This is a genomic window from Hypericibacter terrae (genome assembly GCF_008728855.1).
GTDB classification, from domain to species: Bacteria; Pseudomonadota; Alphaproteobacteria; order Dongiales; family Dongiaceae; genus Hypericibacter; species Hypericibacter terrae.
On record NZ_CP042906.1, the window covers coordinates 2,024,064 to 2,038,608 of the forward strand.

Genomic DNA, 14,545 nt, shown 5'->3' on the forward strand with positions numbered 1-14,545 from the left:
CGTTTGTGACCCTCCATACCGGCGAGATCTCGAGCCTTGGATCTGCTGCTCTCTCCCCAGCTCCTGGCGGCCGCGCTGATCGCGGGCGCGCTTTATGCGCTGGTGGCGCTGGGCCTGAACCTGATCTACGGCACCATGCGCCTCCTGAACGTGGCCCATGGCGAGCTGGTGATGGTCGGAAGCTACGTTGCCTCCTGGTCCTTCAGCCTGCTGGGGCTGGGACCCTGGCCGGCGCTGGTTCTCTCGCCGGTCGCGGCAGGCCTCCTGGGTTATGGCCTCTATCGCGGTCTGTTCCGCCGGCTGCTCGCGAACCCCGCTTTGTCCCAACGCATCGAGGCCAATTCGCTGCTGCTGTTCTTCGGCATCTCCATCATCCTGCAGAACCTGGTCTCTCTGCTCTTCACGGCGACGCCGCGCGGCTATCAGCCCTTCGGCGGCGCCGTGATCGATCTGGGCGTCGCCTCGGTCACGGGCGGGCGGCTGCTGGTCCTCGTCGTTGCCGGCATCGTGACCGTCGCCGCCATGCTGCTGCTGCGTTTCAACACGGTGGGCCTCGCGGTCAAGGCGCTGATTCAGAATCGCGAGGCGGCCAGCCTGGCCGGGATCGATACCGAGAAGCTGGAGCGCTGGAGCTTCATCGCGGGCTTCGCGGTCGCCGGTCTTGCCGGCGCGCTCGTCAGCATGGTGGAGCAGGTCTCGCCCTTCATGGGCTTCCCCTACATGATCGCCGCCTTCGTCATCATCATCCTGGGCGGGCTCGGCAATCTGACCGGGAGCCTGATCGGCGGACTGATCCTGGGGCTGCTCGAGACCTACGGCGTGGCGCTGACCTCGCCCAACTACCGGTCGATCCTGGTCTATGGCGTCTTCATCGCGGTGCTGCTGATCCGTCCGCAAGGCCTCCTGGGCCGGACCCGGATCGTGCGATGAAGCCGTTCTCCAGCCTGTTGCCGATCCTCTTTTTCGCGGGCATGGCGATCCTGCCGCTTCTGGCCGGCGACTATTATCAGGGCGTCGGCTTCCAGCTGCTGATGTGGATCGCGCTGACCCAGAGCTGGGTGCTGCTCTCCGGCTTCACCGGCTACATCTCCCTCGGCCATGCCGTGTTCTACGGGCTGGGCGGTTATCTCACCGTGCTCACCTGGCATATCGTTCCGCTGCCGCTCGCGATCCCGCTCTCCGGTCTCGTGGCCGCCCTGTTCGCAGGCCTGATCGGCTATCCCGTCATGCGCGTGCGCGGGCCCTATTTCGTGATCCTGACGTTCGGCCTCGCGGAGCTGGTCAAATACATCGTGATCAATGTCGAGGCGGCCCTGGGAAAATTCGGGCGGCTGATGATGGGGGCGCCGGGCCTGTCGACGCTCTATTGGGTGATGCTGGCGCTCGCGGTCGCAGCGACATTGCTGGTGGTCCTGGTCGGCCGCTCGCGCTTCGGTGCGGGCCTGCGGGCGATCCGCGAGGACGAGCCGGCCGCGGAGACCGTGGGCGTGCCGACCGCGCGCTATAAGCTCGGGGCCTATGCGCTTTCCGCCGCCATTCCCGGCATGGTGGGCGGGCTGGCGGCGCTGCGGACCAGCTATTTCGAGCCCCAGCAGATCTTCAGCCCGACCATCTCCTTCACCGTCGTGACGATGGCGATGATCGGCGGCAGCGACCGCGCCCGCGGTCCCCTGATGGGCGCCTTGTTCCTGGTGCTGCTGTCGGAGCTGCTTTGGGCCAATCTGGCCGAGCTCTACATGATCATCCTGGGGCTGCTGCTGATCGGCTTCGTGCTGTTCGCGCCGTCGGGGATCGACGGGCTGTTGCGGCGGAGGTTCGGGCGATGAGCCTGCTCGAGCTTCAAGCCGTGGGAAAACGCTTCGGCGGGCTCAAGGCCCTCGACGATGTGAGCTTCACGATCGACAGCGGCGAAATGGTCGGTCTCATGGGCGCCAACGGTGCCGGCAAGACCACGCTCTTCAGCCTCGTCGCCGGCAATGAGCGGCCCAGCGCCGGCGAGATCCGGCTCGACGGTCGATCGCTCGTCGGCCGTCGTGCCGATCAGGTGGCGGCGCGCGGCATCGCGCGCACCTTCCAGATCGTGCGGCCCTTCCGCGGCCTCACCGTTCGCGAGAATGCCCGCATCGGAGCCCTGTTCGGCTCCGCCGAACGGCGGCCGGACGCGGCGGACGAGTTCGCACTGTCGATCCTGGCCGATGTCGGCCTGGCGGATCGCGCCGACGCGCTGGCGGGGAGCCTCACCCTGGCCGGCCAGAAGCGGCTCGAGATCGCCCGCGCGCTGGCGCAACGGCCGCGCCTGCTGCTGCTCGACGAGGTTATGGCCGGCCTGACGCCGACCGAGATCGCCGACGCCATGGCCATGATCCGTCGCATCAAGGAGAAGCATGGGCTGACCGTGCTGGTGATCGAGCATGTGATGTCGGCCCTGATGGATCTCTGCCAGCGGATCATCGTACTGCATCACGGGATGAAGATCGCCGAGGGCACGCCGCAGGCGATTGCACGCGACCCCCGCGTGCTCGATGCCTATCTCGGGGTCGAGGCATGAGCGCCGTGGCGGAGAATCTGCCGGCGCAGTCTCCCTTGCTGGAGGCCCGCGATCTCGTCGCCGGCTATGGCGCGATCGAGGTGCTGCACGGCGTCTCACTGTCGGTCCTGCCCGGATCGATCACGGTCCTGCTCGGCAGCAACGGTGCCGGCAAGACCAGCCTGATGCGCACGCTTGCGGGGCTGATGGCGCCGTGGCGCGGCTCGATCCGCTTCGACGGGGAGAGCCTCGATCGGCTGGCGGCCCATGAACGGGTCGGGCGGGGGATCGCGCTCGTGCCCGAAGGCCGGATGATCTTCCCGCATCTCACGGTCGAGGAAACCCTGCGGGTGGGAGCTTACGGAGCCTGGGCGCGGCCGCATTTTGCCGAGAGCCTGGCGCGGGCCTATGCGCTGTTTCCGCGGCTGGCGGAGCGCCGGCGGCAATCGGCCGGAGCCCTCTCCGGCGGCGAGCAGCAGATGCTGGCGATCGCGCGGGCGCTCATGGCCCGGCCCCGGCTGATCCTGCTCGACGAGCCGACCTTGGGGCTGGCGCCCAAGATGGCGCGCTTCGTGTTCGATCTGGCACGGGAACTCAGGTCCGCCGGGCTGACGCTGCTCCTGGCCGAGCAGGACGTCCGGATGAGTCTCGCCATCGCCGACCAGGGTTATGTGCTGGAGAACGGCCGGATCGTCATGGCCGGCGCGGCCGGCGACCTGGCGGCCGATCCCCGGATCCGCACCAGCTATCTCGGTCTCTAGGCCGGAGCCGATCGCGCGGGGGCAATCGGCGGACAAAAGAAAACGGCAGGCCTCCGACGAGGCCTGCCGCTTCTCAGCAGACGGAGTCTATCGGTGAAACGAAGCGGTCTTAGTGCTCGTTGACCGGCAGGCCCAAAGCCTTGACCGCGCCCGTGATGGTCGCGATGCCTTCGTCATACTTGCCATGGGCGCACTCATCTTGCCCCTGCGCCAGAGACGCGCTCGCGGCGTCCGTCCCCGGAGCCTTGCCCAAAATCTGGAGGTCCCAACTCAGATCCTGCGCATAAAGCGTGCACCGGTTGTTGGGCGGAACGTTCGAGATCACGGCAGCCATCGCGCCCGTGGACAGAGCCATGCCGAGAGCGGCGGACGCGATCAGGAATTTTATCTTCATTTTTGAACTCCTCTTTTTACTGGGCGGGGATCTCAAGATTGGATCCGTAACAAATCGGCAGGATGATAGACTCTACCAGCAGCCCCGTCTCGCCCGACTCCGAAGGATACACTGTTTTTCGTTCCGAGTCAGAGGCCTCTGCAACGAGACCGGTATTCAGCTTTATCGTTAACGAATTTCTGCATCGGCCGGAAGGCCGAAATGACGGGCCTCACAAAAGCCCCCGTCGCCGACGGGGAGGGTGCGGCTGTTAACGTCCGGGGGCGATTGGCGGTTCCTGGATTCGGGTCCCTCGACATATATCGGCGTCGCTCCGCATGCCTGCTCCATGCACGCCGCCTTGTCCTTAAGCGCCAGAAACGGCACCGAAGGCGCGCCGATCGGCGGTCGAGAAGTTTGGTAATTTATTGTTATAAAATGACAATTTCAGGATACGGCAATTGCGGGCTGGGCGCGAAGGCCGGGACGCGTCATGCTGGATAGGATCGAGATCCGGCCGCCGGATGGATCGGACCATTCGCGGGGGAATTCGGGAGGAATCGGGAAGGCCGGGCAGGGGGCAATTCGTTGCGGCCCGGCATTGCCGCTCACGCCAATCGCAGGGAAATGGAGCCGCAACATGGTGGCGTACGGACGATCGCTTCGAGTGCTTGCTGGGGCCCTGGGCCTTGTTTTCGCCGTCTCCGCGACGGCGGGGGCAGGGACACTCGATGACCTCAAGAAGAACGGCACGATCAGGCTGGGCGTCCGCGAGGACACCAAGCCCTTTTCCTATATGGATGCCGACGGGACCGCGAAGGGCTATGTCGTCGATCTCTGCAACGCGGTCGTCGAGAAGCTCAAGACCGCGTACAGCCTCCCGAACCTCAAGACCGAATATGTAAAGGTCACGACCGAAACCCGCTTCAACGCCATCAGCGAGGGCAAGGTCGATCTGCTCTGCGGCCCCGATACCGTGACGCTGAAGCGCCGCGAGCAGGTGAGCTTCTCGGTCCCGGTGTTCATCACCGGCGCCGCGGTGCTCTATCGGACCGACGGTCCGAGCTCGCTGTACGATCTCAAGGACAAGAAGGTTGGCGTCAAATCGGGAACGACCACCGAAACGGTCCTCAACGGTGTCCTGAAGAAACTGGATATCGCCGCGCAGGTCGTCACCTACGACAGCTATGAGGCGGGCGCCAAGGCGCTCGGCAACAACGAGATCTCCGTCTTCTTCGGCGATCGCGGCATTCTCGTGGATCTGTTGAAATCCTCGAGCAACGACCAGCTCAAGCTCGGCGACCTCATGCTGAGCGCCGAGACTTACGCGCTGGGCCTGCGACGTAATGACGAGGATTTCCGCCTTGCGGTCGACCGCGCCCTCAGTCAGATCTACGTTTCGAAGGATCTGACCCATATCCTGCGCACGAATTTCGGCGACCGTCCTCCCGGACCGATTCTGGAATCGCTGTTTCTGGCGAGTGCGTTGCCCGATTGAGGTCGGCAGGTTTCACATCGCGATGGCATGAGGTTTTGATGACGAAGGTTGCGAGCGCGGAAAGCGCTGGTCTCTCGCGGGCCCTTTCCCGTCGTCTGTTGCTGGGCTCGATGGCGGCGGCAGGAGCGGTGGCCGTCGGCCCCCGCTTCGCCGCCGCCGACGCCCAGATGGACGCCGACGCGCTGGCGACCCTCAAGAAGCTCTATGCCTCGAACGAGGGCGCCCGCGTGCTGGGCGAAAAAGCCAAAGGCATCCTCGTCTTCCCGACGATCGCGAAAGGCGGCTTCATGATCGGCGGCGCCTATGGCGAAGGCACCTTGCTGGTCAACGGCAGGACCGCCGGCTATTACAGCTCGGCCGCCGCTTCCTACGGTCTCCAGATCGGCATTCAGCGGTTCAGCTATGCGCTGTTCATGATGACGGACAGTGCAATGCAGTACCTCAACAAATCCGATGGCTGGGAGATCGGCGTCGGTCCGACGATCGTCGTCGCCGATGAAGGATTCGCCACGAAGGCGACCACCACGACCCTGAAGGCCGAGATCTACGCCTTCATCTTCGGCCAGCAGGGCCTCATGGCCGGCCTCGGCATCGAAGGAACGAAGGTCACGCGGATCAATCGCTGAAACAGGCAAATCTCAGTAGGACCATGGATCTCAAGAGGATCGTCAAGCTCTCGCAAGGCTATTCGCGGGACTACCGTATTACCAAGGGCAAGAAGTTTCGATTGAAGGATTTCGACCCAGCCGATACGAGCGATCTGAAGGCTGCGGACAAGCCCAGGGCCAAGGAAGCACTGCAGGTCGGCATTCAGGCCTTGTCGGAATTCCAGGAGAAGCTCTATGCGCAGCAGCGGTGGGGACTGCTGCTGATCTTTCAGGCCATGGACGCCGCCGGCAAGGACGCGGCGATCAAGCATGTTCTATCCGGCCTCAACCCGCAGGGCTGCTCGGTCTCGAGCTTCAAGGCGCCCTCGACCGAGGACCTCAATCACGATTTCCTGTGGCGCTGCCAGAAGCGGCTTCCGGAACGCGGAATATTCGGCATCTTCAATCGCTCCTACTACGAGGAAGTGCTGGTGGTCCGGGTTCATCCGGAATATCTGCATCGACAGAAGATTCCGCCCAAGCTCGTCACCAAGTCGATCTGGAAGGAGCGCTTCAGGGACATCCGCAATTTCGAGAGCTTCCAGGCGCGCAACGGGTTCGTGATCCGAAAATTCTTCCTCCATGTCTCCAAGGACGAGCAGAGGCGGCGCTTCATGGAGCGCCTCGACGAGCCGGCGAAGAACTGGAAGTTCTCGACGGCCGACGTGGCGGAGCGCGAGCATTGGGATGACTATATGTCGGCCTACGAGGACATGATCCGGGGGACGGCGACCGAAGAAGCGCCCTGGTACGTCGTTCCCGCCGACAACAAATGGTTCACGCACATCATTGTCGCTGCCGCGATCATCGATGCAGTGGATTCGCTGGGCCTGGCCTATCCCGAGGTGGACGCCGACATGCGCAAGGAACTGGAAATGGCGCGGACCGCCCTCGAAGCGTCTTAACACTCCCTCGGGCGGACAAGGGTCCCCAAGGTCCGGCTGCGCTCTCCGACATTCATGGGACCGAGGGCGGCCTGGGCTGCCCCCGAGGGCCTCGCACCCTTTGCGGCTATCGCAAATGTCCGCCGCCGGTTACTCTGACAGCAGTCGGGCGGGACATGGGCCTTTGGCGGTGGCAGGGATGGCGCCTCGCATTGTCGTGATGCTCGCCTTGGCGGGAGCGCTCTGTCTCTGCGTCTTTTCCGGCGCCGCGTCGGCGCAGACGCTGGATCGAATCGCCGCGAGCCAGACCATCCATATCGGCTTCATTCCCGATCAGGCGCCTTTCGCGATCCCGAACGCGGACGGACCGCCCACCGGCTATGCGATCGATCTCTGCAACCGGGTCGTGACCAGGATCCGGGGGATCGTTCCCGGGATCGCCGTCAGCTATGTCGAGACCAGCCTGACCGATGCCTTCGACGCGGTCGCGGCGGGCCGGATCGATCTTCTCTGCGGCGCGGTCACGGCGACGCTGGGGCGTCGCGAAACCGTGGATTTTTCCGAACCGATCTTCGTCACCGGCGCGAGTGCCCTGCTGCGAACCGATTCACCGCGCGATCTTCGCGAACTGTTTCTGGGAGAGCGGACCATCAGCCCGCCGCGGTCTTTGGAGATGCGCTCTTTTCAGACCAGCCATGTCGGCGTTCGTGCGGACACGACCACGGAAACGCTGCTGCGCCGCGCGGTCAGCGACGGCGGCTATTCGGCGACGGTCGTCCGCTACCCGACGCATGAGGAGGGATTGGCGGCGCTCGAGGCGCGGGAAATCGACGCCTATTTCGCCGACCGCGCTCTCCTGATCGGCTTGCTGAACCGGGCGCAGCACCCGTCGCGCCTCGTCCTCGGCACCCGTCTCCTCACGCAGGAGGCGTATGGCATCGCCATGGCGCGAGGCGACGCGGATCTCAGGCTCCTGGTGGATCGCGTTTTGAGCGCCTTTTATGCGACTCCGGATTTCGCGCTGCTTTTGGCGACCTATTTCGGCGACAAATCGGCCGAGTTTCAATTGCAGATCAAGGCTTCGGCAATGCCGGAGTGAACGGACGGAGCGGGGGTGGGGCTGCATGTCGTCCAACGCGAGGCAGATCGGGCTGTTCCCCGCGACCATGCTGGTCGCCGGCAACATGATCGGCGCCGGCATCTTCATGATGCCGACGGTGATGGCGAGCATCGGCGGCATCGCCACGCTGGGTTGGCTGGTGACGGCGCCCGGCGCCTTCATCATGGGCTATATGTTCGCGCGGCTGGGTCAGGTGCGGCCGAAGGCCGGCGGGCCCTATGCCTATGCGCGCGAGGGGTTGGGCGACTTCGCCGGCTTTCAGTGCAATCTTCTCTACTGGTTCTCGAACGTCATCGCGAACATCGCGATCGCCACCTCGATCACCGGCTATATGGCGGTGTTCCTGCCGGTGCTGCGCGAGCCCCTGCTCGGCGCCTGCTGCACCGTGCTGATGGTCTGGCTCTCGGCGGTCCTGAACATGATCGGGCCGCGGCTGGTGACGCGGTTCGAGACCGTCACCACCCTGCTGGGCATCGGCCCCATCGCTCTCGTCGGGATCGGCGGGTGGTTCGTCTTCGATCCCGAGCTGTTCCGGGCGGGCTGGAACCCGACGGGAATGAGCGCGGGAAGCGCGATCTCGTCGGCCGTCTCGATCATGTTCTGGTCTTTCATGGGTGTCGAAAGCGCGTCGGTCGCGGCGGCCGTGGTGAAGGACCCCGAGAAGAACGTCGGACGGGCGACCCTGCTCGGCGTGGTGATCGCCGCGGTGGTTTATGTTCTCAGCACCACCGCGATCATGGGCATGATCCCGAACGACGAGCTGCGCCATTCGACTGCTCCCTTCGCCGACGCGGCGATGCGGGCGCTCGGACCCGTCGGCGCCGTGGTCATCACGATCTGCGCGATCGTCAAGGCCTCGGGCTGCCTCGGCGGCTGGACGCTGATCAATGCCGAGACGGCGCTGGCGACGGCGCGCGACGGGCTGTTCCCCGCGATGTTCGCCCGAACCGATTCGCGTGGCGTGCCGGTCCGCGGGCTGATCATCGTCTCCATCATCATGAGTGCGATCATCTTCCTGACGGTGTCGCCCACGATCGGCGAGACCTTCATGGTGCTGGCCGACATCGCCGTGCTGCTGGTGCTGACGCCCTATATTTTTGCCGCCGTGTCGGTGTCGTATTACGTGCAGCAGAAGATCGTGGCCCGCCCGCTGGTCTGGGTGGCGCTCATCACGATCGCCTATTGCCTCGGCGTGATCGTGGTATCGGCGGGCACCGCCGTGGCGGTCAGCATGGCCTTGGGCCTGGCGACGGCGCCGCTGTTCCGCGTCTTTCTCGCCTTCACGGAACGCGGCAACAAGGCCAAGGCAATCGCGCTCGTCGACTGAGCGGCGGCTGGCGCCCTTCTCCTGGGCCCCGGCCGCTACTCCTCGCGCAGCCTATTGAGATGCAACGCGAAAAGGCGTTGGCACCGCTTCGTTGCGCATGCTGGCGCGGGGTGTTGGAGATTCTGACCAGATAACGTCCGGCCGCGCTCCCGGCGGCATCCTTGACATACGTCAATGTGCCAACCTGCCCGCGATGAGAATATTTTCGCATATTGCCCGCCCCCGGCCGAGGAGTCGGGAGCGAGATTGTCGGGCATCATTGGAGAGGTGCGTCGTATGAGCGCAAAGGCGACATTCAAGCGTAGATCGCGTTCTCCAGCAGCCCGAAAAAAGCCGGCTGCTTCGATATCGAAGCAGAAGAAGGAGAAGGCCCAATCTACCTTTCTCGCATTGAAGAGTTTGGGTGCCGAAAGCGGCAGGTCCACGTCCATCGGTGCGAATGGAAATGCCGGAGAGGTTTCACGGCGCGACGCTGGCGCCGCCGAACCGAAACTCGCCAGCCCCGACCTCCCCTCGGTCCAGATGCTGGCGGCCGGCAAGGCCCTGCGAGATCGGGTGCCTCGCCAGATCCATGGAACGTGGAAACGCAACAAGGAAAAGGTGGATGTGCTCGCGATCCTGCGCGCCTCGGACAAGGGCCGGATAAAGCATCTGCTCCCGATTCGCTACGGGCGAATGCTTCAGTCGCCCTTCACCTTCTACCGTGGTTCCGCGGCCCTGATGGCCGCCGACTTGGCGAACACACCGACCACCGGGATTCGAGTACAGGGCTGCGGAGATTGCCATCTGCTGAATTTCGGCGGCTTCGCGACGCCCGAGCGCAACATCCTGCTGGACATCAATGATTTCGACGAAACGTTACCGGCGCCGTGGGAGTGGGACGTCAAGCGGCTGGTTGCGTCCTTCGTTCTCGCCGCCCGAAGCCAAGGCCTGTCAGAATCCGATGCCCGCGACATGGCAGTTGGATGCGCACGCAGCTATCGGAAGCGCCTGCGCGAATATGCCGGGATGAGTCCTCTCGAGGTTTGGTATTCCCGCATCACCGTTGAGGACTTGGTAGCGGCGGCTCCGGCCTCGACCCGCCAGCGCTTTGAAGGACGCCTCCGGAAACGGATGGCCACGGAGATCGAGAAGAGCTCGGCGGAGATGGCCTATCCGCAACTCGCTGGGATGGTCAGCGGCAAGATCCGCATTCACGACGCTCCTCCCCTGATCTTCCATCCAGGGGCCGACACTGGCGGGATCAGCGTGGAGGAGTTCCGATCGCGCGTGGAAGAGGGCCTGAAGGTCTATCGAGAGACGCTGTCGGATGATCGGCGGGAGTTGCTCGATCAATATCGCCTGGTGGACGCAGCCATAAAAGTCGTGGGGATCGGAAGCGTCGGAACCCATTGCTTCATCCTCCTGATGATGTCGGCCAATAACGACCCTCTGTTCCTGCAGATCAAGGAAGCCAGGCAATCCGTGCTCGAGCCCTACGCGGGCAAGAGCGCCTATCTGCACCCGGGTCAAAGAGTGGTTGTGGGGCAGAGGCTGATGCAGCCCGCGACGGACGTGTTCATGGGCTGGGCGACGGGCCGGGGAGGTCGACACTTCTATGTAAGGCAATTGCGCGACGCAAAGATCAAGCCGATGGTGGAAGCCATGGATACGGAGGTGATGAGCTTCTTCGCCAAGATGTGCGGGTGGGGCCTGGCCCGAGCCCACGCCAAGAGCGGTACCCAAGAACTGGTCATCAGCGGATATCTGGGCTCGCAGGACAATTTCGACGAAGCAATGGGCAGCTTCGCCGTCGCTTATGCCGACCAGGCGGAGCGCGACCATGCGACCCTGAAGGCTGCCGTCCGAGCCGGCAAGATCGAAGTTCATATAGAGTCCTAGGCTTAAATGCATTGGGGGGAGGCATGAATCCGAGCAGTCGCGGCAGGGTGGCGTTCGCGCCTCAAGTCGTTGTCGCCACATCACTCTTCGTGATCGCCATGATGACCCCCGCGATCGCGCAGGCCGCCACGGACGCGGCCGCCGACCAGCCGATCATCAGCACGCGCAAGATCTTCATGATGCTGTTCCTGATGCTGGGCCCGCTCAAGATTCTGGTGCCTTTCGTCAATATGACGAAGGGCGCCGATGCTGCCTTCCGACGCCGCCTCGCAACCCGCGCCATCCTGCTGTCGGCGGCGGCGCTGGTGGTGGCTGGATCGCTCGGGCGCAGCTTCATCGAGAACTTCAATATATCGGTGCCGGTATTGGCGTTGACCGGCGGGATCATCCTCTTCCTGGTCGCGCTTCAAACCGTATTACAGCAGACCTCGGGCGCGCCTCGCCTTCCTCAAGGCGAGCCCCAGCAAGGGCTGCATCTCGCCTTTAGCCCGCTGGCTTTCCCCACTATCGTCACGCCCTACGGCATTGCCGCTGTGATCGTCTTCGCGGCACTGCTGCAGGACTATGACGCCAAGCTGATGCTGGCTGGTGCGGTCCTGCTGATTCTCGTCTTGGACTGGCTTGCCATGTTGTTCGCCGAGACCGTCCTGAAATGGGCGGGGCCCGCTCTGCTGCTCTTCGCCGTAGTGCTCGGCGTCACGCAGATCGCGTTAGGGCTGCAGGTGATCATGCACAGCCTGGCCACCATCGGCGTGTATGTCGAGCGCGTGAACTGAGCGGCATCGATGCGCGAGATTCCCGTCGTCACTCCCCTTGCACGGAGACTGGGATGATCACCCGCTGCGGCCGGAAGGCTGTCTTCAGCATGTTCGTCGTACTGACGCTCTATGGTTGCAGCAGCATGGGGCCGGGCACCGTTCCGCGCGACCGCGTCGACTACTCCAACGCGCTGTCGGATTCCTGGAAGGACCAGATGTTGCTCAACATCGTGCGGCTGCGTTATGCCGATACACCGACCTTCATGGATGTGTCGTCGGTCATCGCCGCCTACACGATCCAGGTTGCGGGCAGCGCGGGCGCGGCCGGGAACATTGGCGTCTCGAGCAATTCGACCACGCTTCCGAACGCCACCGCGTCCGTAGGCGTCGTCGGAGGCTACAACGACCGTCCGACCATCTCCTACACCCCGCTCACCGGGCAAAAATTCGCCAAGAGCCTGTTGCAGCCAATTCCACCGGAAGCGATCTTTTCCTTGATCTCGGCGGGCTACCCCGCCGATGTCGTGCTGCTTACAACGGTGCGGGCGCTCAATGGCGTTTATAACCGGACGGCGTCGGGAGGTACGCGGCGGCCGAGCGACCCGGCGTTCTTTCCCCTGATCGACGCCTTGCGGCGGATCCAGGCCTCGCGCGCCTTCAGCATTCGCATCGAGAAGCGCAATGACGACCAAGTGGCGATCGGAACCTTCGCGTCGAGACCGCTGGACCCCGAGGTCCAGCGGGACGTCGATTTCGTCAGGAAGACGCTCAACCTGCATGCCGACAATGGCGAGATGACCCTCGAGTACGGCGCCTTGCAACGCGATCCAAGCGAACTGGCCGTGCTCTCGCGATCCATGATCGAGGTGATGAACGAGATGTCCGCCGATATCGAAGTGCCGGCCGGCGATGTGTCGAGCGGCCGCACCTATGCGTCGGCCCAATTGGCCGCTGACGCGTCTCCCTACGACCAACCCCGTGTCAGGATTCATTCCGGGATGAAGCCGCCGAGCGACGCCTTTACCGCGGTGCACTATCGAGACACCTGGTATTGGATTTCGGACCAGGACTTCACGTCGAAGCGTTCATTGACCTTCCTGCTGCTGTTCTTCGCGTTGGCGGAAACAGGCGTGGTACCGGAAGCGCCGGTTTTGACGATTCCGGTCCAGTAGCGCTTGGCGCGGGGTGCCCGAGTGGGTTGTTCATTGATTCTATCGCCGAGAAAGAGTGGGAAAATGCAAGCGTGGCGACGAGCCGCGATGTGGTGCGGCGCTGCGGTCATGTTGCTTGCGATGATGCCGAGCAGCCCCGTCCGCGCGCAGGATCAGGGGACGGAGGTTCGCGCGCTTACCATTGTCGCGCCTCCCTTCGTCATCAAGCAAGGCGACGAGTTGACAGGCTTCTGCGTCGATCTTTGGAACGAGGTGGCGACGCGGTTGAACCTCAAGACGAATTTCCAAGAGGCGCCCGATGTCTCGACCCTGTTCGATTGGATGCAGGCGAACGATGCCGCGGTCCTTGTTGGGCCCGTCTTCTATTCGACCGATCGCGACAAGATCTTCGATTTTTCGCACCCCGTCCTTGAAGCGGGCATGCAGGTCCTGGTGCGCGGCGCCGGCGAAGGCGACAATGCGACGCCATTGAGGGATGTGCTCGCCCTGCTGTTCTCCCGATCGGCCGTCGTGTGGCTCGGCGTGGGCTTGATCATCATTCTGGTTCCGGCTCATTTGATCTGGCTGCTCGACCGGGGGCGCGAGGACAGCGTCAGCTCAGGCAGGGGCTATTTCCCGGGCATTCTTCAGGCGCTGGTGTGGGCGGCGACCGCCTTGGTCTCGCAGGTGCAGCAGCTGCCGGGCCATTGGCTGGCGCGGCTGTTCGGGCTCCTTTGGATGTTCGCCGGCGTCGTTTTCATCGCGCTCTATACCGCGCAGTTGACGGCGACGCTCACGACCCAGCAGATCCGGGGCGCCATCAACGGCCCCTCCGATTTGCCGGGCAAGCGCGTTGCCACGATCGCAAGCGGCCCCGCCGTCAATTATCTGCAGGAGATCGGGGCGCAGGTGCAGCAGTTCGAGACGCCGGATGGATTGTATGCGGCGCTGCTGGATCAGAAGGTCGATGCGGTGTTCGGCAATGCGCCGGCGCTCCGGTATTTCGCAGCGCATGACGGGGCAGGGCGCGCCAGCGTGGTCGGCCCGGAGATCAACCGGCAGGACATCGGCTTCGTATTCCAGCTTGACAGTCCCTTGCGCAGGAGAGTGAACCACGAGCTGCTCGCCATGCGCGAGGACGGAACTTATCAGCGGATCTACGAGAAGTGGTTCGGCACGGAGTAGGGGACAGAGGCGCCGTGAGATCTGTGAACCGTCCGCTTCTTGCAAACGGGGACGATAGGCATGGGGACATCGTCCGCGGTTCCTCTACATCGGCATGGGGTGACGTTGGGCCCGCTTCCTCGAGAACGGCGGCCGTGTCTCCCACCGCCGCGGCCGTGGCACCCATGGTGGCATCGACACCAAGGGGTATCGGCATATCCGGCGATTCGCCGATTTCCGGGGTAATCGCCGCCGAGCCAGGCAGTGGTTCGAAAATGTGATCATGGTTGGTTTAGAGGGCTGCCGTTTGACATAAGTCAGATCTCTCAAACGTCTCGGAGCGCATCCTCTGCAAAGCGCCTTTTGCCGCTCGCAATGTTGAAAGGCGGACGCTCCAAATCTCGAAAACATTGCCGACGAAACGGGCTCTCGGCAGTGAAGCCTCACAGGGGCC

At 63.8% G+C, this 14,545-nt stretch carries 14 protein-coding genes; 13 read left to right on the plus strand and 1 reads right to left on the minus strand.

The window, feature by feature from the left end; genetic code table 11:
* The first annotated feature begins 36 nt into the window (after positions 1-36).
* The 4 genes from FRZ44_RS09305 to FRZ44_RS09320 are packed head-to-tail and all read left to right on the plus strand — an operon-like array spanning position 37 to position 3,288.
* Positions 37-930 (plus strand): branched-chain amino acid ABC transporter permease, encoded by an 894-nt coding sequence (locus FRZ44_RS09305; RefSeq protein ID WP_191908509.1) that lies wholly within the window; start codon positions 37-39, stop codon positions 928-930.
* Complete coding sequence (locus tag FRZ44_RS09310) at positions 927-1,826, plus strand: branched-chain amino acid ABC transporter permease (RefSeq protein WP_151176922.1); 900 nt, start codon at positions 927-929, stop codon at positions 1,824-1,826. Before FRZ44_RS09305 ends, FRZ44_RS09310 begins: the two co-directional genes overlap by 4 nt.
* Positions 1,823-2,548, plus strand: a complete 726-nt coding sequence (locus tag FRZ44_RS09315) for an ABC transporter ATP-binding protein (RefSeq protein ID WP_151176923.1) — start codon at positions 1,823-1,825, stop codon at positions 2,546-2,548. Before FRZ44_RS09310 ends, FRZ44_RS09315 begins: the two co-directional genes overlap by 4 nt.
* Positions 2,545-3,288 (plus strand): ABC transporter ATP-binding protein, encoded by a 744-nt coding sequence (locus FRZ44_RS09320; RefSeq protein ID WP_151176924.1) that lies wholly within the window; start codon positions 2,545-2,547, stop codon positions 3,286-3,288. The genes FRZ44_RS09315 and FRZ44_RS09320 overlap by 4 nt, the downstream gene beginning before the upstream one ends.
* Before the next feature lie 109 nt (positions 3,289-3,397).
* Here FRZ44_RS09320 and FRZ44_RS09325 read toward each other — a convergent pair whose 3' ends face one another.
* Positions 3,398-3,682, minus strand: a complete 285-nt coding sequence (locus FRZ44_RS09325) for a hypothetical protein (RefSeq protein WP_151176925.1) — start codon at positions 3,680-3,682, stop codon at positions 3,398-3,400.
* Between the two features lie 646 nt (positions 3,683-4,328).
* On the opposite strand from FRZ44_RS09325, the gene FRZ44_RS09330 reads away from it, so the two are divergent.
* From FRZ44_RS09330 to FRZ44_RS09370, 9 genes are all read left to right on the plus strand, one after another.
* Positions 4,329-5,159, plus strand: coding sequence for an amino acid ABC transporter substrate-binding protein (locus FRZ44_RS09330; RefSeq protein WP_191908510.1), 831 nt, complete (start codon positions 4,329-4,331; stop codon positions 5,157-5,159).
* Between the two features lie 38 nt (positions 5,160-5,197).
* Complete coding sequence (locus tag FRZ44_RS09335) at positions 5,198-5,785, plus strand: lipid-binding SYLF domain-containing protein (protein ID WP_225308622.1); 588 nt, start codon at positions 5,198-5,200, stop codon at positions 5,783-5,785.
* A 23-nt stretch (positions 5,786-5,808) separates the two neighbouring features.
* Complete coding sequence (locus FRZ44_RS09340) at positions 5,809-6,711, plus strand: polyphosphate kinase 2 family protein (protein WP_151176927.1); 903 nt, start codon at positions 5,809-5,811, stop codon at positions 6,709-6,711.
* Positions 6,712-6,889: 178 nt separating this feature from the next.
* A complete protein-coding gene (locus FRZ44_RS09345; protein ID WP_151176928.1) occupies positions 6,890-7,789 on the plus strand; it encodes an amino acid ABC transporter substrate-binding protein in 900 nt (299 codons plus the stop codon).
* 25 nt (positions 7,790-7,814) lie between these two features.
* Positions 7,815-9,137, plus strand: coding sequence for an amino acid permease (locus FRZ44_RS09350; protein ID WP_191908511.1), 1,323 nt, complete (start codon positions 7,815-7,817; stop codon positions 9,135-9,137).
* 246 nt (positions 9,138-9,383) lie between these two features.
* Positions 9,384-11,018, plus strand: coding sequence for a DUF2252 domain-containing protein (locus FRZ44_RS09355; RefSeq protein WP_225308623.1), 1,635 nt, complete (start codon positions 9,384-9,386; stop codon positions 11,016-11,018).
* A gap of 23 nt (positions 11,019-11,041) precedes the next feature.
* Entirely contained in the window at positions 11,042-11,794 is a 753-nt protein-coding gene (locus FRZ44_RS09360; RefSeq protein ID WP_151176930.1) for a MarC family protein, read from the plus strand.
* A 53-nt stretch (positions 11,795-11,847) separates the two neighbouring features.
* Complete coding sequence (locus tag FRZ44_RS09365; RefSeq protein WP_151176931.1) at positions 11,848-12,948, plus strand: hypothetical protein; 1,101 nt, start codon at positions 11,848-11,850, stop codon at positions 12,946-12,948.
* Positions 12,949-12,951: 3 nt separating this feature from the next.
* Positions 12,952-14,112: a transporter substrate-binding domain-containing protein gene (locus tag FRZ44_RS09370; RefSeq protein ID WP_151176932.1), complete on the plus strand. Its 1,161-nt coding sequence runs from the start codon at positions 12,952-12,954 to the stop codon at positions 14,110-14,112.
* Positions 14,113-14,545: the final 433 nt, after the last annotated feature.